Origin of the sequence: Chryseobacterium sp. SNU WT5, assembly GCF_007362475.1 — a bacterium.
Classification (GTDB): Bacteria; Bacteroidota; Bacteroidia; order Flavobacteriales; family Weeksellaceae; genus Kaistella.
This window is the reverse complement of sequence record NZ_CP041687.1, coordinates 1,729,994-1,752,250: the sequence shown is the minus strand read 5'-3', so window position 1 is coordinate 1,752,250 and position 22,257 is coordinate 1,729,994. Positions and strand designations below refer to the sequence as shown.

At 34.1% G+C, this 22,257-nt stretch carries 20 protein-coding genes; all 20 read right to left on the bottom strand.

Going from position 1 to position 22,257, the window contains the following annotated elements; translation table 11 throughout:
* Positions 1-179: 179 nt before the first annotated feature.
* The 20 genes from FNJ88_RS08380 to FNJ88_RS08295 all read right to left on the bottom strand — a co-directional run bounded on the left by FNJ88_RS08380 (position 180) and on the right by FNJ88_RS08295 (position 22,110).
* Complete coding sequence (locus tag FNJ88_RS08380) at positions 180-905, bottom strand: type II CAAX prenyl endopeptidase Rce1 family protein (protein ID WP_185145793.1); 726 nt, start codon at positions 903-905, stop codon at positions 180-182.
* 10 nt (positions 906-915) lie between these two features.
* The gene (locus FNJ88_RS08375) at positions 916-2,031 is read right to left on the bottom strand and encodes a hypothetical protein (protein ID WP_143852749.1); all 1,116 of its coding nucleotides are present in this window, start codon (positions 2,029-2,031) and stop codon (positions 916-918) included.
* Complete coding sequence (locus FNJ88_RS08370) at positions 2,003-2,785, bottom strand: alpha/beta fold hydrolase (RefSeq protein WP_143852748.1); 783 nt, start codon at positions 2,783-2,785, stop codon at positions 2,003-2,005. Before FNJ88_RS08370 ends, FNJ88_RS08375 begins: the two co-directional genes overlap by 29 nt.
* On the bottom strand, positions 2,782-3,954 hold the full coding sequence (locus FNJ88_RS08365; protein ID WP_143852747.1) for a hypothetical protein: 1,173 nt from the start codon (positions 3,952-3,954) through the stop codon (positions 2,782-2,784). Before FNJ88_RS08365 ends, FNJ88_RS08370 begins: the two co-directional genes overlap by 4 nt.
* Before the next feature lie 58 nt (positions 3,955-4,012).
* Positions 4,013-4,141, bottom strand: coding sequence for a hypothetical protein (locus tag FNJ88_RS14510; RefSeq protein WP_262711450.1), 129 nt, complete (start codon positions 4,139-4,141; stop codon positions 4,013-4,015).
* A 1,914-nt stretch (positions 4,142-6,055) separates the two neighbouring features.
* On the bottom strand, positions 6,056-6,328 hold the full coding sequence (locus FNJ88_RS08360) for a hypothetical protein (protein WP_143852746.1): 273 nt from the start codon (positions 6,326-6,328) through the stop codon (positions 6,056-6,058).
* 44 nt (positions 6,329-6,372) lie between these two features.
* Positions 6,373-7,584 carry a beta-ketoacyl-[acyl-carrier-protein] synthase family protein gene (locus tag FNJ88_RS08355; protein WP_143852745.1) on the bottom strand — a complete coding sequence of 404 codons (1,212 nt, stop codon included), beginning with the start codon at positions 7,582-7,584 and terminating at the stop codon, positions 6,373-6,375.
* Positions 7,585-7,606: 22 nt separating this feature from the next.
* Positions 7,607-8,359 carry an SDR family NAD(P)-dependent oxidoreductase gene (locus tag FNJ88_RS08350; RefSeq protein ID WP_143852744.1) on the bottom strand — a complete coding sequence of 251 codons (753 nt, stop codon included), beginning with the start codon at positions 8,357-8,359 and terminating at the stop codon, positions 7,607-7,609.
* 2 nt (positions 8,360-8,361) lie between these two features.
* Positions 8,362-9,495, bottom strand: a complete 1,134-nt coding sequence (locus FNJ88_RS08345) for a beta-ketoacyl synthase N-terminal-like domain-containing protein (RefSeq protein ID WP_143852743.1) — start codon at positions 9,493-9,495, stop codon at positions 8,362-8,364.
* Between the two features lie 4 nt (positions 9,496-9,499).
* Positions 9,500-9,775 (bottom strand): hypothetical protein, encoded by a 276-nt coding sequence (locus FNJ88_RS08340; RefSeq protein ID WP_143852742.1) that lies wholly within the window; start codon positions 9,773-9,775, stop codon positions 9,500-9,502.
* A 22-nt stretch (positions 9,776-9,797) separates the two neighbouring features.
* Complete coding sequence (locus FNJ88_RS14310; RefSeq protein ID WP_185145792.1) at positions 9,798-9,935, bottom strand: hypothetical protein; 138 nt, start codon at positions 9,933-9,935, stop codon at positions 9,798-9,800.
* Positions 9,932-10,555 (bottom strand): 4'-phosphopantetheinyl transferase family protein, encoded by a 624-nt coding sequence (locus FNJ88_RS08335; RefSeq protein WP_143852741.1) that lies wholly within the window; start codon positions 10,553-10,555, stop codon positions 9,932-9,934. The genes FNJ88_RS14310 and FNJ88_RS08335 overlap by 4 nt, the downstream gene beginning before the upstream one ends.
* The gene (locus tag FNJ88_RS08330; RefSeq protein WP_143852740.1) at positions 10,530-11,921 is read right to left on the bottom strand and encodes an AMP-binding protein; all 1,392 of its coding nucleotides are present in this window, start codon (positions 11,919-11,921) and stop codon (positions 10,530-10,532) included. The genes FNJ88_RS08335 and FNJ88_RS08330 overlap by 26 nt, the downstream gene beginning before the upstream one ends.
* Before the next feature lie 13 nt (positions 11,922-11,934).
* Positions 11,935-12,324, bottom strand: coding sequence for a hypothetical protein (locus FNJ88_RS08325; RefSeq protein WP_143852739.1), 390 nt, complete (start codon positions 12,322-12,324; stop codon positions 11,935-11,937).
* A 723-nt stretch (positions 12,325-13,047) separates the two neighbouring features.
* Positions 13,048-14,652, bottom strand: a complete 1,605-nt coding sequence (gene pckA, locus FNJ88_RS08320) for a phosphoenolpyruvate carboxykinase (ATP) (RefSeq protein WP_143852738.1) — start codon at positions 14,650-14,652, stop codon at positions 13,048-13,050.
* A gap of 128 nt (positions 14,653-14,780) precedes the next feature.
* Positions 14,781-15,677, bottom strand: coding sequence for a GYDIA family GHMP kinase (locus FNJ88_RS08315; protein ID WP_143852737.1), 897 nt, complete (start codon positions 15,675-15,677; stop codon positions 14,781-14,783).
* Between the two features lie 11 nt (positions 15,678-15,688).
* Positions 15,689-16,564: an ACP S-malonyltransferase gene (fabD, locus tag FNJ88_RS08310; RefSeq protein ID WP_143852736.1), complete on the bottom strand. Its 876-nt coding sequence runs from the start codon at positions 16,562-16,564 to the stop codon at positions 15,689-15,691.
* Between the two features lie 51 nt (positions 16,565-16,615).
* On the bottom strand, positions 16,616-18,553 hold the full coding sequence (locus FNJ88_RS08305; RefSeq protein ID WP_143852735.1) for a LysM peptidoglycan-binding domain-containing protein: 1,938 nt from the start codon (positions 18,551-18,553) through the stop codon (positions 16,616-16,618).
* Between the two features lie 38 nt (positions 18,554-18,591).
* Positions 18,592-20,175, bottom strand: coding sequence for a bacillithiol biosynthesis cysteine-adding enzyme BshC (gene bshC / locus FNJ88_RS08300; protein ID WP_143852734.1), 1,584 nt, complete (start codon positions 20,173-20,175; stop codon positions 18,592-18,594).
* Positions 20,176-20,184: 9 nt separating this feature from the next.
* Positions 20,185-22,110 (bottom strand): putative porin, encoded by a 1,926-nt coding sequence (locus FNJ88_RS08295; protein ID WP_143852733.1) that lies wholly within the window; start codon positions 22,108-22,110, stop codon positions 20,185-20,187.
* Between the last annotated feature and the right edge of the window lie 147 nt (positions 22,111-22,257).

Sequence of the window (22,257 nt, the reverse complement as noted above, 5' to 3'; positions counted from 1 at the left end):
CAAATGAGAATATAAGTATTGATCAGAAATTTAATCCCGAAATCAATATTTAAGGACCATAAAAGCAAAAAATTCTTATCGCTCCTCTTGGGTAGTCGATAAGAATTTTTAATGTTTTTGATAAAATGCTATTGTCTTGTTATGACATGAAAACTACTGGATAATCCCGAAGTAAAAAACTATTGATCAGTGTACGATAATATTTTTTTTCTTTTGGCAATAAAAAAAGCGATGAGCCATACCACAATGGATATTGCAACGGTAATATTCCTGGTATCTTTAGTTAAATACGTAGTGAGTTCTGAGGAGAAAGCCAAGGTGTTTCCTATCAGGTGAAAACATGCTGCAAAAAAAATAGACTTGGTTCTGTCGGCCATGATTCCGATTCCAATACTGCTTAGAAATAAAATTCCGAAGATGACCAGTTCGTTTAAGAACGACGTTTGTCCCAGGAATGTTAAATGCCACGTATACCAGAATAAAGAAACGATAAGGTATTTAAGAATTGGTTTTTTGCTTTTAAACTCTGACTGAAGATAACCTCTCCATCCACGTTCTTCTAACACGGAATAGATCGAGATGTATAATCCTAATAATAATCCATTAAGATGACTTCCAGAACTGGTTCCAAAAAAGCAGAGTAAAGCGGAAGGAACTAAAAATAAAACTAATATCTGTAGCCATGAAAAAACACCTTTGTAGGTAACGTTATTTTTAATTTCATCTTTGAACAGAAATAAAACTACAATTGCACCAATAAACGGTCCGGCTCCTCCCAAGAGACCATAAACATACTCGCTTAGATAGAAATCTGGAAGATGAATAGGTTTTAATCTGAAAATAATAGAAAAAAGCAAAGCGATAATGAAGTAGATAGCTATTCTGGGAAATTTATTCGATTTCATAGTGTTTATTTTAAATTGGCAGTAAAATACGCTCTGCAAAAAGTGCATTTAAGTCGTTCATCTCTATATCGTTTCTATTTAAATACTTTTTATTTAATGACTCTTTTAGCAAACCAAATATTATTTTTGATATTTCAAATATCTTATAATTTGCTTTATTAACCATATAATACTTTTCATTCAGGGAGAACAACCCAAGGGATTTACTCACTTTAAATTGATGATCAGCCTCCGTAAAAGTGGTGAGTGAATTCAGAGACGACGTTTTTTCTGCCAAAAATTTATGGATATATAACCAACCGTCCCACTGCATAGGATATCTCTTCACACTGGTTTCTAAAATACCGTATAGTTTCTGCATGGTAGATAACGAATATTCTTCTGCTTTATTTTCCCGACTAGGCACAATAGGATCAAAGAAATCCCATTTCTGAGCACAGTTTTCATAACGGGAAATAATAGGAACAATTTTGATTGATAAACGGTGTGACAATTTTGCCAAGCCCTGTTTCACCATAATATCTTTGCCCAAAAAATTAATCTTTAAGGAATGATCCTGTTTAAATGCTCCGCCGAAACCATTATTGCCATCAACAAAAGCAAGTACTGAATAATTTTGTTTTGTTCTTATCAAGATATCTAAGGCAAGATCTTTCTTATCAGCAGGTAAAATAATCAATTTTGAAGTAGACTGGAAAAGCTTTTTAATTTTCTCATACTGCTCAAAAACCGCTTTGTTCTGGGAGGCATAAGCGATAGGGTCCATTAATAGCAAAACATCGGTATTCTTTTTAATAAGAAGCGCAAGTATAGCTCTATAGGAACCGATATGGAAAGAAACAAAAATTGATGGGGACTGGGTGTCGATGTTGCTGTTGTGAAAATCTTCTACATTGTCTATTAAGTTATAAAACTTAGTGTCGATTCCCTGTAAAACTCTGTAGCTTAATAATTCTTTGTACAAATCCTTATGGGAACTTTCATCATAATTCTGCCCCAAAAACAATGAAATATTAGCAGAGAAAAAATGAAAGTGTTTTAGATCATCAGATTTCCATTTATTATCAACATATTTGGAGATATTAATTTTTTCTTGCTCAAACGTTTGCAAACGATAGTCTATCATGTTCTATGGTGTTAAAATGGTTAATAATCAATGGATATAGCGTTTCTGTTGGAATCATATGTGATTCATTTCTCAATTTAAAGACTTTAAGATTCTCGAAGTAGTTTCTGTAATAATTAATATCAGCATCTGACATCATTTTATCATTTTCACCATAGATGATGAGCGTGTTCAGACTTTTATCACACGTAAATGTTATACTCTTGTGTTTTAGCAGATGTTCTAACTGGTTGCATATTACATCAGAATTATCGATCGATAATTTAAGATTTGCAAATTTCTGAAGCCCCATCAGCGGATTACTGTTGATCTCATCTGCTTCGTGAGAAATTATGGAAAGTGATCTGCAGAATAGTAATAAATTTTCTTTGGCAACTGATTTTAATACCGAGTTGATCTCAATATTTATTGGATTCAATTTGTAGGAAGATCCAATAAGGATCATAGATTTAATATTCTCTAAGTTTTGATTCACGATATATTGTGCTAGGAACCCGCCGTAGCTGTATCCTATAAGATGAAGTGGCTTTTTTATTTTACATAATACATTGTCACACAAATCAACCGCCTGCTCGGCAAAATTTTTGTACTTAAAAAACTTCGAATTATACCCAGGATAGTCGATAAAGATCACCTCGTAATTTTCTAGAATTTCATCAGGAAAATTCTTTTTCCAGAAGCGTGTGTCTGAACCCATTGGATTTAAAAAGACAATAGCTTCGTCGTTATAACTATTTAGCACCGTTGTTTTCATCTTTTTTTTCTAAAATAATTAATAAATACTTTTCTGTAATTCTTGGTCAATAAATAAATAATGGTAATACTTATTAATCGTACCAGTCCATCTTTAAAGGTGACCTCCGTTAACTCCATGTAAGGAATATTCATGATAAATTTGAGGGTCCTCGAGAAGGAATATATAATAAAACTAAAAATACCAACTACCATCATTGCGATGTAAGCAACTCTCAATAAGCTGAATATGAATATAAAAACGGTATTGAAGTTGAACTCTCTTTTTTTCTGCTCTGCGAACGGATCTGCTTTAACAAAAAATGCACGAAGTGTTTTGTTGGATCTCTCCAGTAAATCAGGTATAGAAAGTGAATCTGCTAAAATCCAGTATCCATCGAATTTTAGAAATGGAATGAGATTCATGATTATTATAATGGTGTTCGTAAACATCAAATTATAGGTGATTGCATGTAGAAAAGATGAGGAATCTGTAAAATAGGTTAAAGCAAATAAACCAAAATTGAATATTAACTGAATATAAATTCCGCCCAGGTTTATTTTAATTTTACTTTTTTTACTAACCCTCCAGGCATCGGTTAAGTCTGCATACATTACCGGCATTACCGTATAAAAACCGAGACCAATCCCTCTGGGAAAGATTCCAGACTTTATAGAAGCAGCAGCATGACCAACTTCATGCATTAATATAATCATCAAAAGTCCCAGATAATAAAATGGCAGGAACTGCACATCTACGAATGACATTCCTTTAGAAAATACACTTAATTGAGAAAGACCCACCACGTTGATAACTACCATCGCTGCCAAAACCAAATAAAATGCTTTTCCATAAATAAATGCAAATGGTGAGGCTATTTTCTTGGTCCAGTCTGCATTAAGTAATTCAAATTTCAGCCAATATCCTGACGCTTTTTCTTCTTCTTCATTTTTCTGCTGCAAAACCGGAATAATATTATTATCAATCACCAGGCTTAAATCCTGTAGTGACACGTCCGGCAGATTGAGTTTATTATGGATCTCGTTGATACTAACAGAAGATTTGCCGATCAGTAAAATTTTGTACAAAAGCGTTTCGATCTTAAAATATTTATCCCGATGACTCAATACATACTCATTATGGGATGGCTGGTACAACTCGTAGTTGAAATTCAATAATTTATTTTCCATTTTAATTGTTTAATAAAGGGATGAGAATAATTTCTCATCCCTGTTGTTTAAAATAATGCTATCCCCAAGTCCATTCTCCTGCGCCTGGTCCGGGAATCGGACCTCCTGTATCACAGGCTGCTTCTGCAGTCATCGTCATTTCAAATCTTTGTTCCAATTCTTGCAAGCTTAATTCTTGTAAATTCATGGTATTAGTTTTATACGTTCACAGTTAATGTTCCGATTTCAATTGAAGCGCTTTCAGCAGCGGCAGTCATTTCAAATCTTTGCTCTAATTCCTGTAAGTCTAGTTCTTGTAAATTCATGTTGTTAGTTTTTATAAGTTAACTGTTAGTGATCCGATTTCGATTGATGCGCTTTCAGCAGCTGCAGTCATTTCAAATCTTTGCTCTAATTCCTGTAAGTCTAATTCTTGTAAATTCATGGTTTTAAATTTTAAAGGTTAATTGTTAAATCTTTGATTGAAATTGATGGGCCTTCAGCAGCTGCAGTCATTTCAAATCTTTGCTCTAATTCCTGTAAGTCTAGTTCTTGTAAATTCATGTTGTTAGTTTTTATAAGTTAACTGTTAGTGATCCGATTTCGATTGATGCGCTTTCAGCAGCAGCTGTCATTTCAAATCTTTGTTCTAATTCCTGTAAGTCTAGTTCTTGTAAATTCATGTTGTTAGTTTTTATAAGTTAACTGTTAGTGATCCGATTTCGATTGATGCGCTTTCAGCAGCAGCCGTCATTTCAAATCTTTGCTCTAATTCCTGTAAGTCTAGTTCTTGTAAATTCATGGTTTTAAATTTTAAAGGTTAATTGTTAAATCTTTGATTGAAATTGATGGGCCTTCAGCAGCTGCAGTCATTTCAAATCTTTGTTCTAATTCCTGTAAGTCTAGTTCTTGTAAATTCATGTTGTTAGTTTTTATAAGTTAACTGTTAGTGATCCGATTTCGATTGATGCGCTTTCAGCAGCAGCCGTCATTTCAAATCTTTGCTCTAATTCCTGTAAGTCTAGTTCTTGTAAATTCATGGTTTTAAATTTTAAAGGTTAATTGTTAAATCTTTGATTGAAATTGATGGGCCTTCAGCAGCTGCAGTCATTTCAAACCTTTGCTCTAATTCCTGTAAGTCTAGTTCTTGTAAATTCATGTTATTAGTTTTTATAATTTAACTGTTAGTGATCCGATTTCGATTGATGCGCTTTCAGTAGCTGCAGTCATTTCAAATCTTTGTTCTAATTCTTGTAAGTCTAGTTCTTGTAAATTCATGGTTTTAAATTTTAAAGGTTAATGATTAAATCGTCAACTGTTATTGATGGGCCTTCAGCAGCAGCCGTCATTTCAAATCTTTGTTCTAATTCCTGTAAGTCTAGTTCTTGTAAATTCATGTTATTAGTTTTTATACGTTAATTGTTAATGTTCCGATTTCGATTGATGCGCTTTCAGCAGCAGCTGTCATTTCAAATCTTTGTTCTAATTCCTGTAAGTCTAATTCTTGTAAATTCATGGTTTTAAATTTTAAAGGTTAATTGTTAAATCTTTGATTGAAATTGATGGGCCTTCAGCAGCAGCCGTCATTTCAAATCTTTGTTCTAATTCCTGTAAGTCTAATTCTTGTAAATTCATGTTATTAGTTTTTATACGTTAATTGTTAATGTTCCGATTTCGATTGATACGCTTTCAGCAGCAGCTGTCATTTCAAATCTTTGCTCTAATTCCTGTAAGTCTAGTTCTTGTAAATTCATAAGTCTAATTGTTAAGGTTAAAATTCTGTTAGTTCCATTTCTTCAATAGTCGTATCCTTTCGGGGTAGTTCTATTAAAATCTCTTTGTAAATCATAGGAGATAAAAATTAATACTGGATTGTAATGATCTTATGAATTAAATTTGCACTTCAATTGACGATAATGTTTTAAAAGATCTATCATCTCAATCTTTGCGATTTTGTTAAATTAATTTTAAAGGATCATTCCAGTCTTTTAAGAGGTTAATAAATAATTGAGTTACACTGGTAAACAAGAACCAAGAAGTAGCTTTTCCTTTTATATATTTTATAATCTAAAGTGATCAATCTGGGAATCTACTTGTTGGCTAATCGTTCAATAATTTTTTTCTAAGCAGTTTGGAGCAATTCTTCATAAATTGATTCCGATAAAGACGCTACCGATACAAAACTATCTTCGTTGAAAATAGACGCATCAATATCAAATTCTGCAATTAGAGAGGAGGTTACTTCTAAAACCGCAAGCGAGTCATCAAATAGTCCCGGCGAATCACTCGTTCCGAATAACAAAAGTTGATCGTCAATTTCTTCCACACTCATTTTTAAATTCAGTGATTCGATTAGGATTTCTTTTACTTTTAATGAAATTTCTTCTTTGTTCATGATATTGTTATTTAATTATTATTAATTATTATTTTAATTTATATTTAGTTGTTATATTTTGAGATAAGGATGCTGGACATATTGCCACCAAACCCAAATGAATTTGATATTACATTATTAATACTTGTGTGATATACATTCTCCGTAACGAAATCAATCTTTGGAGCATCTGGCATTACGACGTCATCGTATTTACCATAGAGTTCACTATTTTTTATACTAAGAATACTTATTAAAGCTTCCAAGCTTCCGGCAGCACCTAGGGCATGTCCCGTCAGTGATTTTGTGGACCCTACAAAAGTTTTATTTTTCTTATTTTGAAGAAGTGTTTCACAGGCAATCAACTCCGAAGAATCGTTTTTCACCGTTCCAGTTCCATGTGCATTGATGTAATCGAGCTCCTCAATTGCTACCCCGCCATAATCCAAAGTTTTCTGCATACACTTCAACGCATAAATTCCGTCTGGATGTGGTGCTGTAGGATGATAGGCTTCATTCAGAATACAGTATCCTTTTATTTCTGCATAGATTTTAGCATCCCGTGCAATGGCAGATTCTAAATTTTCTAAAATTAATACCGTCGATGCATCACCTAAAGACATCCCATTCTTTTTGTTGCTAAATGGATTACATTTCGTTTTAGAGATTGCCATCAAGGAATTAAATCCTGTATAGGTTAGCTCTGTAAAAATGTCCATTCCTCCACAAATCATCACATCAGTTTTCCCATTTTCTATAAGATCGAAAGCTCTTCCTATCGAATTTGTTCCAGATGCACAAGCAGTCGAAATAGCGGATACAGGGCCTTTTAATTTATATTCTTTCGCAATATTCCCAATCACTTTTGGAGAAGAGTAAAGGGCCAACTTATAATCATCCACATTTTCTTCTAATGATTTTTTCATTCTTTTAATGATCGCATAACTTGCTCCTACAGAAGTCCCCAAACAAAGTCCAGATTTTCTTTTTGCAATATCGTCAGGAGAGATATTTGCCATTTCCAGTGCTTCATTGATTGACAGCTTTGCTAATTCTACCATTAGCGAAATGTCTTTATCCAGAGAGCTATTAAATAAATTCTGATCCATTATGAACCCTTGGTTATTTTGCAAGGTTTTGCTATCCGTAGGAAAACGCTCAATAGGAATCGTCTGATAATTTATTCGCCCATTCTTTAAATTCTGTTCGGTTTCATCTACATTATTTCCTAATGATGATATGGATCCAAATCCCGTAACTACAACTCTATTTTTCATTGGTATTTTTTTAATGTTATGATTATCCTATTCCACCGTCAAACACGATTTCTTGATTGATTAAGAAGTCTGGTGCTTCAAATGCCAGGTAAGAAATAAGGTTCGACATCTCTTCCACACGACCCATTCTCTTAAGTAAGGTACTCTGAAGGCGTTGCGTTACATATGCATCTGGGATATTTTCTGTCATCTCCGTTTCTATAAAGCTTGGCGCTACGCAATTCACAATAATTCCCAATCCACTTAATTCTTTGTTGATGGACTTAGAGAAATTGGTTATTGCTGCTTTTGACGCGGCATATGCGGATTGTCCAGGATTCCCTTTAATTCCCGACACCGAAGTAATATTGATAATTCGTCCTCTCTTATTCTTTATCATAAACGGCAACAATCTTTTTGTTGGGACAATTACACAGTTCACATTATTGTGCATTACTTCCCACCACTCATCATAGGAGGTCAACAAAAATGGTTTTGCTTTTTTACTGTTTTTACTGTCTTTCACTCCGGCATTATTGACAAGAACATCCAGGTTTTTAAAAAACTCTTTGTGTAAAGTGACTGCGCTGGAAACCTGATCCACACTGGAAGTATCACAACGTATTGCTGTCACCGTACCACGGCTATTAGACAGCATTAACTGATCAACTAATTCGTTAGCACTTTGTTCTGAATTCAGGTACGTGAATATTACGTTATGTCCTAAGTTGTGAAACTTAATTACCAAGTCCCGTCCTATTCCTTTGGAGCCTCCTGTTATTAAAATATTTTTCATGATTATGCGTTTTTTAATAAAAATTGTGAACTCCCACCGCCTTCATGAACTGCGTTAACAAAAGCTAGATCTAATTTTTTGGTAGTTTTAGTTTCTGGCAGGTAGCTCTTGGCTAAGATCTGGCTGGCGATACTCAAGCCCATTACGGCGCTCGCTGATTTCATATCTCCAGTATATTTCTTGTGTATCAATGAGTACACCTCATTATCTACTTTCATTTCATCTACTAATTTCTGTTCACTCGCCACGTGCTGGTTTTCGTTTGAAAAGCCGCTTAGGAAAACAATAGACTGATTTTTATAAAGCTTATCACTCATCAAAGCAGAGGCATCATCAAAAACATAAGCTGATCTGCTTGTTGTGCTTTCTACATTATTATAGTCGAAAACATAATTCTCATCAATAATCTCTGCGTATGGTTTCCGCTGACGGTTCTGAACGCTTTTTTCAGATTCCAGTACTATGAAAGAAGCACCTTCACCTAATATGGATCGATTTAATTCTTTTCTATTGATTTCCATGTCATCACTGTGTAAGTTTCCTTCCTCCTGCTCGCTCAACATTCTGAACGAAGAATAATGGTCTACTCCACCGCAAATAACAATATCTACTACACCTTTCTTAATTAAATCGTAACCATAAGAAACGCTGCTTTCATTAAAAATAAGGGAGCTGGGTCCTTTGAGTCCAAATGTTCTGGACACATCACCTAGAACAGTATTTGCTACCGTTTTTGTAAATTTAATCGGGCTTACTTTTGCCACTCCTTTTAGGAACAGGTCATATAGATAATCCTCCACAGACTCCGTTGCTCCTAGTGATGTTTCAATGATCAGTCCGATATCATTATCTTCATTCAGGTTTTGTATTCCTGCGTCTTCAATTGCTTTTTTACAGGCTAACAATCCTAATTTTGAGTATTTTTTTGGTGAAAACCGATCCATCCATTTTACTTCTTCTTCAAAATTTACATCTACAGCTTCACCGAAGTAATGCGGCTGTATTTTCTCATTATCCCAATTATCCTTTTTAGTAATCTTTTTGAGATTTTTTAAATTTTCCCATGTTTCTTCTGCGCCATATCCCAGCGCTGATAAAGATCCCAATCCTGTTATAAAAACTTTAGTATTTTCCATGTTATTAATTTGTTACGGTTAGTTCTGCTTTACATATTAGTTTTTCATCAATAAAAATTTCTGCGTAAAAACTTTTAAAATTGAGTATTGTATTTATTTTCTTAACTTTTATAGTGAGTAGATCATTCGGTTTTGCTTCTTTGATGAATACAGCGCTTTTAATTCCGACTGCTTTTCCAATACCTACTTTTTTAGTTGTCTCAGTATGATCTGGCTGAAATCGATCTAATATCCCGCACGACTGGTACATCATTTCTATTAAAATCACTCCTGGGAGCAAAGGATAACCATCAAAATGTCCTTTAAAAAAAAATCATATCTTCATCCAAGAACACTTTTGTTATAATTGATTCGTTCGGTACAATCTCCTCGACACTGTCAATTAAAAGCATTGGTTTACGGTGCGGAAGAAGTTGTTCTATTTGTAATGTTGCTGTCATAATTTTATTATTTTTATTTTTTCAATTTTCTCAGTCGCTATAGAAAAAATCAAGTTGTTATTAATATATCTGCCTATAGCTAGTGATGTTGATTTCCACATTTTGTCTTGCAGTACTTTGTACATATCAATGTTGTCATAGAACTTCACAATACTCTCTATTTTTGTCCACAGCGTATAAAAATCCAGTTTCCCCTTAACGGTCTCATCTGTTAGATTCTGTAGAACACTTATTTTATTTGTCAGTGGCAACTCACCCATCACTTCCATATCTACTCCTACTTTCACCATCCCTAAATAACATGCGATGAAGTTCTGAGAGTAAGACATTGATATAAAGTATTTGTTATCTCGGAACACCATTTTACCGTTCTCTGCGTAATAAATTTCTTTTAGTTCCCGGTGGTGTATTCCTGTTAACCTGCATACTTCGACAATCAATTCTTTAGATAGATATTGCCTGATCTTCAACCTTGGATTTGTACATCTGTCCATTCTTATTACGATTTCATCTGAAAAATATCGATTAACGGTTTCCTTTGTTTTGGACGTAATGGAGTTATTTAAGGTGGTATAATAGATTACTGGCTGTTCTTTATTTATAATATTGGTTTCCATCATACTTTATAAATTGTATGTTATAATCCTTGTTGTTTTCTATCCCATATTTTTGCTGAAGGGAATTCACCACATTATTTTCCTCAAGAATCCCTCTGTAGAAAACATCGATCAACATCTTAGTTTTCTTTTGTATTTTCACCTTGATCACATTGTCACTTTCATAGATTTCTTCGTTCAAATCATAAAACCAAACTGGTTTTCCGTTAGAGACAAAGTATTGATCAGATCTTCCCAGTAGTACAATTTCGCCATTGTCCATTTTCATACCTAAATCTTTAGTTTTAATCATTTTAGCCGAAACAGGCTTTTGAATTTTATTTCCTTTGATATATCCTAGAAAAACAGAAGGACTTTGTATATTCAATATTCCGATTGCTGAATTATTAAATATTTTATCATATTTGGCAGTCTTTTTAATTTGGACGTCCACATTTGGGTTGGGAGTACCAATCGATATCATATAATTTTCATCCTCTTTTTTAAATGATTTCGTAGAAACTCTCGGTCCTGCTTCGGCCAATCCGTACGTCGTATAAATATTACAATTGAACAGGTTGACGATTTTTTTTATTATACTGGTATAAGGTTTATCGCCGCCTATTGTTATGAAATTAAGATTATTAGCTTTCGGTTTGCATTTCAAATTATAGTACACTACGAGCCTCGCCAACAATGGGGTCAAATAGATATTGGTAATATTATGCTTATTGAGCAAGAAAGGAATTTGAAGAATCCCAATATTTTTCGTTGCAAAGACAATATTTGCACCTACATAAAGGTGTGAGAAGAACTGAGCTATTAATCCGTAGGAATAAGAAACAGGCAGTACAATGAGAGTTTTTTCTGCGCTTGTCAGCTTCAATGCTTGTACATTTGAAAGAATATTATTCATCGTTTCGCTTTTTCCTAAAAGTATTTTTTTGGGAATTTTAGCCGTTGTTCCAGAACTGGATACGATAACTAAACTGTTCTCATCACCAATAAAATGGGTGTTACAAATCTTGTAGTGTAATAAATAAGTACTTAAAAAACTTGACTTTGAGAAACTTTCGAAACAGTCAGTAGTTGTATTTTCAGTTAAAATTGTTGAGAATTTCAAATCTTTTACTTTCTCCATGCCGCCGTTTTCCACAATAAAAGGGATAAGGCCTGCTTTAATACTACCACATAAAAGAATCATTGATCTCAGCTGGCTTTTGATTCCATAAATAACAATGACACTTTTCTTAGGAATATTAAGATCACTAATTCCAGAAGCAACTTGGCAGATTTGATCGTAAAACTGTGAGTAAGTGAACGATAAAAGAGGTGATTCTTCGATTGTTGCGCCCGGGTACTTTTTAAAAGATTCGAATAGTTCAAACATTTTCTTAAATTTATTATAGTGATAATATTTTGTTGGTAATCTTTTTTAGATTTTCATCTTTTATGATCCCTACATTAGCTCGAAGAAAATAGGTATCTTGAGTAATGTGATTTTTGAAATCAACATTCTGTAATTTTTTTTCTACGGAAACCCTAAAAAGTCTTGCTTCATAACATTCTGTATTAAGCTCCAAAGCGCTGTTCAAGTATTTTGCGTAAGCGTTGATATATTCTATTTTCTGCAGATTATTTGTTGTTTCCTTCGCCATCAACGCGCAGCAAAATGCCTGGTAAGAAAATTTGACTTCATCTTTAGTGTTTTTTGCAGTTTTGGTTTTTTCAACAAGCTTTTTCACACTCTCCTTTTCTTCTATTACATGCAGTAATATTTGGGATAATTCCATAGTTCTATTTTTTGAAAAATCATTTTAAACGCTACTTAATATTTGATAATCAGAATATTATAGATAGTATTTATTGGTAGTTTTTATTTCTTCTTAAATTTCTTATGTCAAAAGTACATTGTGCAACCACCGAATAAAATTTTTTTCGACGACATGATAAATAATCAAGTTAAAAACAGTCAATTAATCGGTGGGCGTTTAAAAAAGGTACATCTTAAAAGTTCGGTTTAGATAACACAAATGCTAGAAATCGTCGTAATTCCCTATTTACAAACCAGTTATCAGTTCAAAAAATGAGACAGTTAGAGAAACACATCGTGATAGTCGACTGAATATTCCCGTCGAAACCACCAAACAGGCTGTTAAAGCAAATAGCAGTGTTTGAATTTTAAAATCTTGAAGAGATTAGAGGCGAAGTTTTTAACGAAGAAATTTTATCTCGACTTGATTCTCGAGACAAATACAATCTAATAACAACGCACTCCCATTAATAATTAAATAATTAGGATCAAGCTTTTATTAAAAGCATCATAAAAGATTGAAGAACCGACTTATAATTAGGTTTAAAAAGTGGAGGGATGGCCGTTATTAGCTTTACCTGGAAAAAAATCCGCACTAATGATTTGATATTACTCAATTAAAGTGCTTATGGATACATATTTAAGCACAAAAAAATCCCTCAGTCAGTGACCGAGGGATTCTCTATTATAAATAATAAAATTATTAGATCTGTGGACCTGCCGCAACTAATCTTTTACCTTCTTCTGTATTACAATACTGTTCGAAATTTTTGATATAACGAGCAGCTAGATCTTTTGCTTTTTCTTCCCATTCAGAAGCGTTGGCGTAAGTAGCTCTAGGATCCAGAAGTCCTTCGGAAACATTTGGTAACGCCGTTGGAATTTCTAAATTCATTACCGGAATTGTCGTTTTTTCTGCCTTATCAATTGATCCATCAATAATAGCATCAATAATCGCACGGGTATCTTTTAAAGAAATTCTTTTTCCGGTCCCGTTCCATCCTGTGTTTACCAAATAAGCCTTAGCACCATGCTCTTTCATTTTGCCAATCAGTGTTTTAGAATACATCGTTGGATGTAAAGTAAGAAAAGCTTCTCCAAATGCTGGAGAGAATGATGGTTGAGGTTCTGTAATTCCTCTTTCTGTTCCTGCTAACTTAGAAGTATAACCACAAAGGAAATGATATTGTGCCTGATCGTCGTTCAGAAGCGAAACCGGAGGCAATACCCCAAAGGCATCTGCTGACAAATAGACAATCTTTTTAGCATGTCCTGCTTTGGAAGGCAAAACAATTTTATTAATGTGGTAAATTGGATAGGAAACTCTCGTATTTTCAGTTATTGATTTATCTGTATAATCTGCTTCACCATATTCATTAACTACGACATTCTCTAATAAAGAATCTCTTCTGATCGCTTTAAAAATATCCGGTTCTTTCTCTTCGGAAAGGTCAATTACCTTTGCATAACATCCACCTTCAAAATTGAATACTCCATTGTCGTCCCAGCCATGCTCATCGTCTCCTATCAGATATCTTTTCGGATCTGCAGAAAGTGTGGTTTTCCCTGTTCCAGACAATCCAAAGAATAAGGCTACATCACCATCCTCTCCAACATTTGCAGAACAGTGCATAGAAGCCATTCCTTTTAATGGAAGATAATAGTTCATCATAGCAAACATTCCTTTCTTCATTTCTCCACCATACCAGGTCCCTCCAATAATCTGCATTTTTTCAGTCAGATTAAACATCACAAAATTATCAGAATTAAGACCTTGTTCCTTCCAGTTTGGATTTGTAGCTTTTGAACCATTCATTACGATGAAATCCGGTTCACCATAATTTTCTAATTCATAGTTAGAAGGACGAATAAACATGTTGGTTACAAAATGCGCCTGCCAGGCGACTTCCATGATAAATCGGACTTTTAATCTTGTATCAGGATTGGTTCCGCAGAATGCATCTACTACATATATTTTCTTTGATGAAGATAGTTGCTTTAAAACCAAATTCTTGCAACTTTCAAAAACTTCAGGAGTTGTAGGTACATTAACCTTCCCATCCCAATGGATCGTATCTTTGCTGACATCATCTTTTACAATAAAACGGTCTTTTGGTGAACGTCCGGTAAAGACTCCGGTTTTCACTGCTACAGCTCCTGATTCAGTTACCGCCCCTTTTTCAAAACCTACATTTTTAGAGGACATTTCTGCGATATACATTTCTTCGTAGGTCGGGTTATACGATACTTCTTCATAACCTGTTATTCCTAAATCGTGGAGTTGCTGAATGATTTTAATGTTCTTCATAATGTCTTTATATTTCTGATTTTAATTAAAAAGCAAATTTACTGCTTAATATGTACTAACGAGGATTTAAAATTACTGATATTCGTCACAATCTGCAAGAAAACTTTAAATTAACAATTTATTGGATATCAATAGATTAACTCATCGTAACTAAAAATAGTAGAAAAACCTCGTTCCCGAAAATAGGCTTCAAAACCTAAAAATCTACTGCTAAGCACAAAATCTCCACCCCAGGCACCCAAGCTTTTTACAAAAACCGGGCAGTTTTCGAAAAATTTTTCTTTTACTGTTTCGATACCTAGGAAGTCACTTAATTTTTTTTCGTGAAGAGTCATTAATTCCGAAAATTCTTCTAAACTATTTGCTTCTAAAACTTTTCTGGTAATGATAGAAAACTCTTCAATGAGCGCATCTGATTTATCGCGAGATCGGTATAGATTAATCCCATCACGGCTATTCTGCTTCTGATTCAAATGAATGAAAATTAATTCATCTTTGAATAAGGGATTAAACTGAGTTTCTGTAATGGTCCGTTTTGGCTGAGATTGATAAAGAATGGCATTCTTTTTCTGGGCAACAGCAATATCATAACCGCTGCCTCCCAAACAAGATTCGTTAAGTTCAAAAGCATCAATTTCTGCCCATTGTGCTAAATTATTCATCAGTGTTGAACTGCTTCCTAAACCGAAATCTGCAGGAAATTGTAAATTAGTAATGATCTTGTAAGAAGAATCTGCCCGTAGTTGCGTAAAGGATAACTGTTGTACTTTTAAAAGAACTTTGAGAATAAACTCTGCAGCATCTGGAATATTGGTGTTTGAAATTATTTGTCGATGATAGTCAATTTCAGCATTTAACCATGGTTTTCCCTGATGTAAAGCAGTCCAATAAACAGTAGACCTGTGATCTGAAATTTCTTCAATAAAAAACTCTTGCCCCCATTTTGTAGGTACGGCAAGAGCTAAAGCGCCGTCAAGGACGACATATTCAGACGTGAGCAATAATTTTCCGTGGGAAAAAATCATACTCTAAGTTATTATAAAGCTGATGAAACTTCTACTCCACTATTAATTTTTTTGATTAATCCTTGTAAGGTTTTTCCAGGACCGACCTCTACGAAAGAAGTGGCACCTTTTTTAATCATATTTTGTATGGATTGCGTCCATCGTACCGGTCCAGTAAGCTGCGCGATCAGATTCAATTTAATCTCCTCTGGATCTTCTACCGATGTAGTGCTGATATTTTGATAAACCTGCATGGTTGGTTTATAAAACTTGGTATTATGAATTGCTTCGGCTAATTTTTCCTGTGCAGGCATCATCAAAGGTGAATGAAATGCGCCGTTCACGGGTAACAATAACGCTCTCTTTGCACCTGCTTCCTTTAAATTCACACAGGCGGCTTCTACTGCAGCGGTTTCTCCAGAAATCACCAATTGCCCTGGGCAGTTATAATTTGCTGGAACTACTACTCCAGGCGTCTCTTCACAAATTCTTTCAACTACATCATCAGCTAACCCTAAAATTGCTGCCATAGAACTTGGATTAGCATCACAAGCTTCCTGCATCGCTTTTGCGCGGGTAGAAACCAGTCGCAAACCATCTTCAAAGCTTAAGACGCCGTTGGCAACTAAAGCAGAAAATTCACCCAGTGAATGCCCTGCAACCATATCAGGTGAAATACCCGTGACTCCCTTCAGAGCCGCCATAGAACAAATAAAAATTGCGGGTTGTGTTACTTCTGTTTTTTTTAGGTCTTCTGCGGTCCCTTCGAACATCGTTGTCAGAATATCAAAACCGAGAATGTGATTGGCAGATTCCATCAAATCCTTAACATCTTTTCGGGAATCATATAATTCTTTCCCCATTCCGACGAATTGTGAACCTTGTCCAGGAAATACAAGTGCTTTCATATGTTTTTTATGAATAATTAGGAGTCCTAATTTTATTTTAAATAGTATTAATTATTGGGGAAGCAAACGCACCACTCTGTAACCTTTGTTAACATAAGCACCAGATTTTGTTCTTTCGAACTCAAATTTAGTACCCAATTGGGTCTGTACTTTATTCATTTGTTTGAAAATCTCTCCTTTTTTATTTTCACGGCTCAACATATCGTTTACGACATCGAAACCTATCACTGCATATTTCGAAGGCGATTTACAATATTTGGCTTTGTATGCAGCCAAAATCTCTCTCTCAAAATCACCTTCAGTATCAATCTTTCTATCCATTATGTAAACCAAATTACTTTGGCTCAATTCATCACTTTTTTTATCAAAAACTGGAGAATAATACATGCTGAAAGCCTTAATACCTGAAGCTTCCTTGGATGCTGCAATCAATTTATTGGCGAATGCCTCACCAATATCATCGTTGTTATTTGCTAAAATCGCAATTACAGGAGCTGGCTGCCCGGTCATCATATTTTGATCTAACTGAATCTCAGCAGCTGATTTTACGACAATTATGTTTGGATTTTTTAACGTTTTCTCAAGATTACTCTTCAGATATTTCGACATCGACTGGTCATTATCTGCTACGATATAAATCTTTTGATCAGAAAACACGTCTTTGACTTCTTTTACGATACGGTCTGCATAAATTAATTCATTCGTTTCTACGATAATTAAATTTGAGTGAACCAACAAGTCATCAGAATTAGCAAAAGGTGCTACAATTGGAATTTTGCTGGTTTTTACATATTCCAACGCCTCTAAAACACTCGATTTGAAGAATGGACCAATAATTAAATCGGTATTATTCTGATTTATTTGCGTTAAAGAATTTTTAAAACTTTTCTCGTTTCCAGCATCGATTACTTTAATATCAAGACTTTGACCACTTTTCACGTTACGCTCTATTGCCAGTTTGGCACCCGCAAGAAAATCCAGTGATAGATTTCGGTATTTTGAGTCATTACTATCAAACCCGAAAGGCAACATCAATACAACATTAAGTGCATTACCCGATTTTTTTACGTAAGCTGCATCTAATTTTTTTATTTTCAAAATCATCCCTGATTTCAAACCTTCTGAAAGATTAGGATTTAGCGTTAATAAATTATCAAGTGTAATTCCAAATTTATTTAAAAGACCAAAAACCGTATCACCTTCCTGAACGGTATAAGTAACATAATCATCTGCAAAAGAAGTAGATGTATATGTTTGAACTGATGCTTTTTCCGTTGAGACCACCGCATTTGTTGCCGCGTTCTTTTCTGAAACATTCGCGCCTTTAACAATAATTATGTCACCTGGTTGCAAACCTTTGTCTTCTAATCCACGATTTAACGCAAAAAGCTCTTTTTGACTAATATTGAATTTTCTAGAAAGTTTATAATAGTTATCTTTCGCTTCAATGGTATATGAATTCTCATTAGCTTTCTTTGTTGAAGATGATGGGGTAACCGTTACACTTTTTACCGGTTGGGTTTCAGGTTGAACATTTTGAACCGCTCCTTGATCTGCATCTCCATATTTTTCGATTTTGGATAAAGGTAAAACTACAAGGTCACCAATTTTCATATTGGAATCGATTTCTGGATTTAACTGGCGCAAATCACTTTCTGAAATTCGATATTGCTTGGTAATTCCGTAAATAGTTTGTTTAGGTTTAAGTGCGATCTTTCCTAATTTACTTGAAATTGATCCAGAATAAGACTCAACTTTAGACGTAGTGGCAGACGAGGTTTTGGCCGATTTATTTACAATCAATACTTCACCAATGTTGATCGTACCGCTTTTTGTACTCGGATTTAATTTCACCAAATCATCCACGGTCATGCCATATCGTTTAGCAATATTGTAAGGATTATCTCCCTTTACCACGGTGTGGGTTTTTTGGGCAGATAAACCCGCAAATGCTGTTAGACCAGCTATAATAAAAAACTTTTTGATCATCTTTTAGAGTAAATATTTACAAAAATACTGCTTTAAAATTAAACAGTAAAAATTATTAATTCTGAATTGTCAATTTCCATTCCCTCATAACAAGTATCCAACCACTCCTTTCCAAGATCCGAATAGAACACAGAGAAGTTATATGTTCTTTCTTGCCAGATCTTTCCGGGATGTACGGAGAGAAAAATATTTTCTAACCGCTCTAACTTTTCGTGTTGTTTAATTTTTTCTGCCCGTAATAATCTTTTCTTCATTCTTTCAAAAGATTTCAGCTGACGAGTTTGCTCAGCTTGCACTAAATTACCAAACGTTTTGTCTGTCGATTCCGCCTGATTCTTTAATTGCGCAAAATGCTTGGTTAAAATAATTTCCTGTTCATCTAATAAATTTAAAATCCTGTTATCCTTTAATAAGATTTTCTTTGATAATGTGGAGAAGTTTTTAAACAGATCAGTAATTCGCAAATCCAATTTCTCGGCTTTTGAAATCGTTTTCTGAGGGATCATCAACATCGAATTACGAGGAATCAAAAGTGGGAATGGAAGGTTTAAATGTTTGAAATAATCTTTCAATTCCAGCCAATACATGATTTCTGCATTTCCACCAATGTAAGCGATGTTTGGTAAGATAGTTTCTTGGAAAACAGGTCGCATTAAAGCATTAGGACTAAATCTTTCCGGATGACTTTCCAATTCTTCTAAGATTTCCTCTTTAGAAAAATGCAGGTCTTTATCAACAATCACATATTTACCATTTTCGAAAGCAATTCTATCCCGGGTTTCTGAGAGGTAAAATAAATTAATCTCGCGGGGATTCACCTGTACTTTTCCATATTCATGGGATAGAAAAGAAACTGTTTCCTTGGTAGTGTTGTATAAATTCTGTTGTAAAAGTTCTTCTTTGAAAGGGGTTTTCATTTCGGCTTTCAATCTGTCGTCATCACCATCAATAACTAACAGTCCATATTCAGAAAAAAGCTCCTGAACAATAATTCTTGTGGCTTGAGCAAGCGTGTTTCCTTTCCTATATGCTCTTTTTAAAAGTAAAATCAACTCGGTCCCGAAAACAGAGTTTTCAAATTCTTCTTCAAACTGTTGAAGAAAGAAATCGTCTTCTATCTTTATTCTTCCTACTGCACCACCAGATTTCGCTTTTGTTTCGTAATAGTTGGACTCTGTTTTGAAATGATTGATTTCTTCAAAATCATGATCTTCTGATGCCATCCAAAATATAGGTACAAATTTTTTAGTGGAATATTTCTCATTTAAAACTGCAGCAAATTTAATGGTTTGCAAAATTTTATAAACAAAAAAGGAAGGTCCCGTAAAAAGATTGAGTTGGTGTCCTGTAGTTATGGTAAAAGCATCTTTAGATAAATACTGTATATTTTGATTTTGGGAAGCAGTTAATTGGCAACCTTCGTATTGGTCTTTTAAAACTTGCAGCAGGACACTTCTATATGAAGAACTGAAAGATTGTTCTTTTAGTATTATCTGTCTTTCTACATTTTCAAAATTAAAAACTTTATCTTCAAAACCAACAATTTTCTGCGTGAGGAAATCTTTGATCAGCTGCGGAATGCTTTCAAGTTCTAAAAACGGTATGTGAGTAAGTTTTTTCAAGCGTAATATTTAGCTAAAAAGATACCATACTATCCCAAGATTTAATCTAAAATCGTAGAGAGGATAATTAGGTGCAGTAAATGAATTATTCTTCATAAAGGTAGTATTAAGATGTTGACCCTCAATAAAGATGGTCATTCTTTTTACTTTCAAATTAAAATAAACATCAGCAATTGGCTGTCCGCCAATAGAATAAGAGTTCTGACTCGGCAATATAAACTCGTTCACAACGGGGAAATATTCTCGCGAGGCAAACTTAGAAAAATAATGTACTTTTATACCTGTTTGTATTTCAGCAGCCTCTTTAAAAGCTTTCGACTGCCAATATAGATTTGCTCTACCAACAAAATTAGGCATAGGAATTAAATCATTATTTCCCAATGCACTTTGAAACAATACTTTTGGGTTAATATGAAACTTTCCGTACGAAAAGGTAGCTTCACCCCCAATCTGCGAAATATTCATTGACGTGGAACTCTGCTGCGGCTGCGACATTTCATTTAAGTATGTAAAATTATCGATTCGGTAAAAGTTAGCGAATACGTTACTTTTAAACCACTTCAAATTAACATCTCCACCTATTTCTGTAATCGCTTCATTTTTGGGATTCTCTAAATAATAATTAAATCTGCGGTAGACGGACGGATTGATCAATAAATTAAAACTTGGTGAAGAAGTTTGAAAATTAACTTTAGCATTCACAAAATAACCTGGAATAGGTTCGAACTTCAAAAGATTCTGTGACCGCAAATAACTACCAAACTGTTTTCCACTAGAAAGCTCCAGATTTGAATTAAGTTCTACTTTATCCCAGAGCTTCACTACGATATTCCCAACAGCTCCAAGGCGATTCTCTGATAATTCCTGTGGAATATTTAAATAAGAAGGGAGTTCTTGCCCTATCCCTAATTTTATATTTTGATAACGAATACCTGCATCAAGTTTAAAGTTTTTTTTATCAAATAGAATACTAACCGTGTTACTTAAGTTCTTAGAATATTTTTTTGATGAATTTGAATAGTCAATCAAATCGGTAGGATTTGTATTATAATAGGATTCCAAGGACGATTGTTGATAATAAAATTTATTACCCTGATGGAAAATAGTATGTCTAATTTTAAAAGGAAATCGCTCTGAAGCAAAAGGTTTAAATTCTTGACTGAAATAATAGCGTCTGTAGCTAAATTGAGAATTAGAATTATTTAGGTTCACCTGTAAATTCTCACGATTATTAAAGTTAGAGCTTCCATTGAGAAATAAATTAACATCTGCAATACCACCATTCTCTTGATTGTTTACATTCTGATGAGTAAAATGAGCGAAAGCTTCGTATTTTCCATTTTTTGACAAATAGTGTCCGGAAAACTGCGTATTGTTATTGGATGCTAAAGAATTAAGATAATTCCCTTGTGATCTCAGTCCCGTATATTCTACAGCAAAATTAAAATCTTTACCTATATTTTGGGTATAAGTCGTATGAAGAACTGCGCCATTTTTAACAGCATTATGATATACAAAAGTAGTCGTGGGTGTTTTTACGTCGTAATAACGTATCTGATCAATTTCTTTAATAAAATAAGTTTTGTTACTCGGTAAAAGCGATAGATTCTGTTCGGTATTCACTTTATAAACTAAAGGTTGAAACCCTGAACCGATATTAGCAAACTGAACCTTTCCAAAATTATCCTGATCGTTGTACTGCGAGAAAATGTAGGTCTTGTCACTACTAAGTTCATTTTCAAAAACTTTCTTTTCTGAAAATTGAGTTCTATAAGTATAATCGTTAATGGTTGGTTTGAAAATTTTCAAAGAGTCTTGCTTACCGGAATCTACCACCACAGTATCCTGAGAGATCAGTCTGTTGGAGTCTGTTTTATTAAGAGTTTGAGCATGAAAAGAAAAACAGAAAAAAATAGAGATAAAAAGATATTTCATTCTTTAGTATTGGGGTACAAATGTAAAGAAATCGGAATTAATAAAAAATCTATCGCTTGATTAAGTACATGAATAATAATGATTATTGAATAATCTCTGAAAAAGGTTTAACCTTCCAGCTTATAAACAACTACTACTAGTAACATA

What these genes read in the sequence shown, in the direction of transcription:
- FNJ88_RS08380 (WP_185145793.1), bottom strand. Translation starts at nt 905, where the DNA reads ATGAAATCGAATAAATTTCCCAGAATAGCTATCTACTTCATTATCGCT.
- FNJ88_RS08375 (WP_143852749.1), bottom strand. Translation starts at nt 2,031, where the DNA reads ATGATAGACTATCGTTTGCAAACGTTTGAGCAAGAAAAAATTAATATC.
- FNJ88_RS08370 (WP_143852748.1), bottom strand. Translation starts at nt 2,785, where the DNA reads ATGAAAACAACGGTGCTAAATAGTTATAACGACGAAGCTATTGTCTTT.
- FNJ88_RS08365 (WP_143852747.1), bottom strand. Translation starts at nt 3,954, where the DNA reads ATGGAAAATAAATTATTGAATTTCAACTACGAGTTGTACCAGCCATCC.
- FNJ88_RS14510 (WP_262711450.1), bottom strand. Translation starts at nt 4,141, where the DNA reads ATGAATTTACAAGAATTAAGCTTGCAAGAATTGGAACAAAGATTTGAA.
- FNJ88_RS08360 (WP_143852746.1), bottom strand. Translation starts at nt 6,328, where the DNA reads ATGAACAAAGAAGAAATTTCATTAAAAGTAAAAGAAATCCTAATCGAA.
- FNJ88_RS08355 (WP_143852745.1), bottom strand. Translation starts at nt 7,584, where the DNA reads ATGAAAAATAGAGTTGTAGTTACGGGATTTGGATCCATATCATCATTA.
- FNJ88_RS08350 (WP_143852744.1), bottom strand. Translation starts at nt 8,359, where the DNA reads ATGAAAAATATTTTAATAACAGGAGGCTCCAAAGGAATAGGACGGGAC.
- FNJ88_RS08345 (WP_143852743.1), bottom strand. Translation starts at nt 9,495, where the DNA reads ATGGAAAATACTAAAGTTTTTATAACAGGATTGGGATCTTTATCAGCG.
- FNJ88_RS14310 (WP_185145792.1), bottom strand. Translation starts at nt 9,935, where the DNA reads ATGACAGCAACATTACAAATAGAACAACTTCTTCCGCACCGTAAACCA.
- FNJ88_RS08335 (WP_143852741.1), bottom strand. Translation starts at nt 10,555, where the DNA reads ATGATGGAAACCAATATTATAAATAAAGAACAGCCAGTAATCTATTAT.
- FNJ88_RS08330 (WP_143852740.1), bottom strand. Translation starts at nt 11,921, where the DNA reads ATGTTTGAACTATTCGAATCTTTTAAAAAGTACCCGGGCGCAACAATC.
- FNJ88_RS08325 (WP_143852739.1), bottom strand. Translation starts at nt 12,324, where the DNA reads ATGGAATTATCCCAAATATTACTGCATGTAATAGAAGAAAAGGAGAGT.
- pckA (WP_143852738.1), bottom strand. Translation starts at nt 14,652, where the DNA reads ATGAAGAACATTAAAATCATTCAGCAACTCCACGATTTAGGAATAACA.
- FNJ88_RS08315 (WP_143852737.1), bottom strand. Translation starts at nt 15,677, where the DNA reads ATGATTTTTTCCCACGGAAAATTATTGCTCACGTCTGAATATGTCGTC.
- fabD (WP_143852736.1), bottom strand. Translation starts at nt 16,564, where the DNA reads ATGAAAGCACTTGTATTTCCTGGACAAGGTTCACAATTCGTCGGAATG.
- FNJ88_RS08305 (WP_143852735.1), bottom strand. Translation starts at nt 18,553, where the DNA reads ATGATCAAAAAGTTTTTTATTATAGCTGGTCTAACAGCATTTGCGGGT.
- FNJ88_RS08295 (WP_143852733.1), bottom strand. Translation starts at nt 22,110, where the DNA reads ATGAAATATCTTTTTATCTCTATTTTTTTCTGTTTTTCTTTTCATGCT.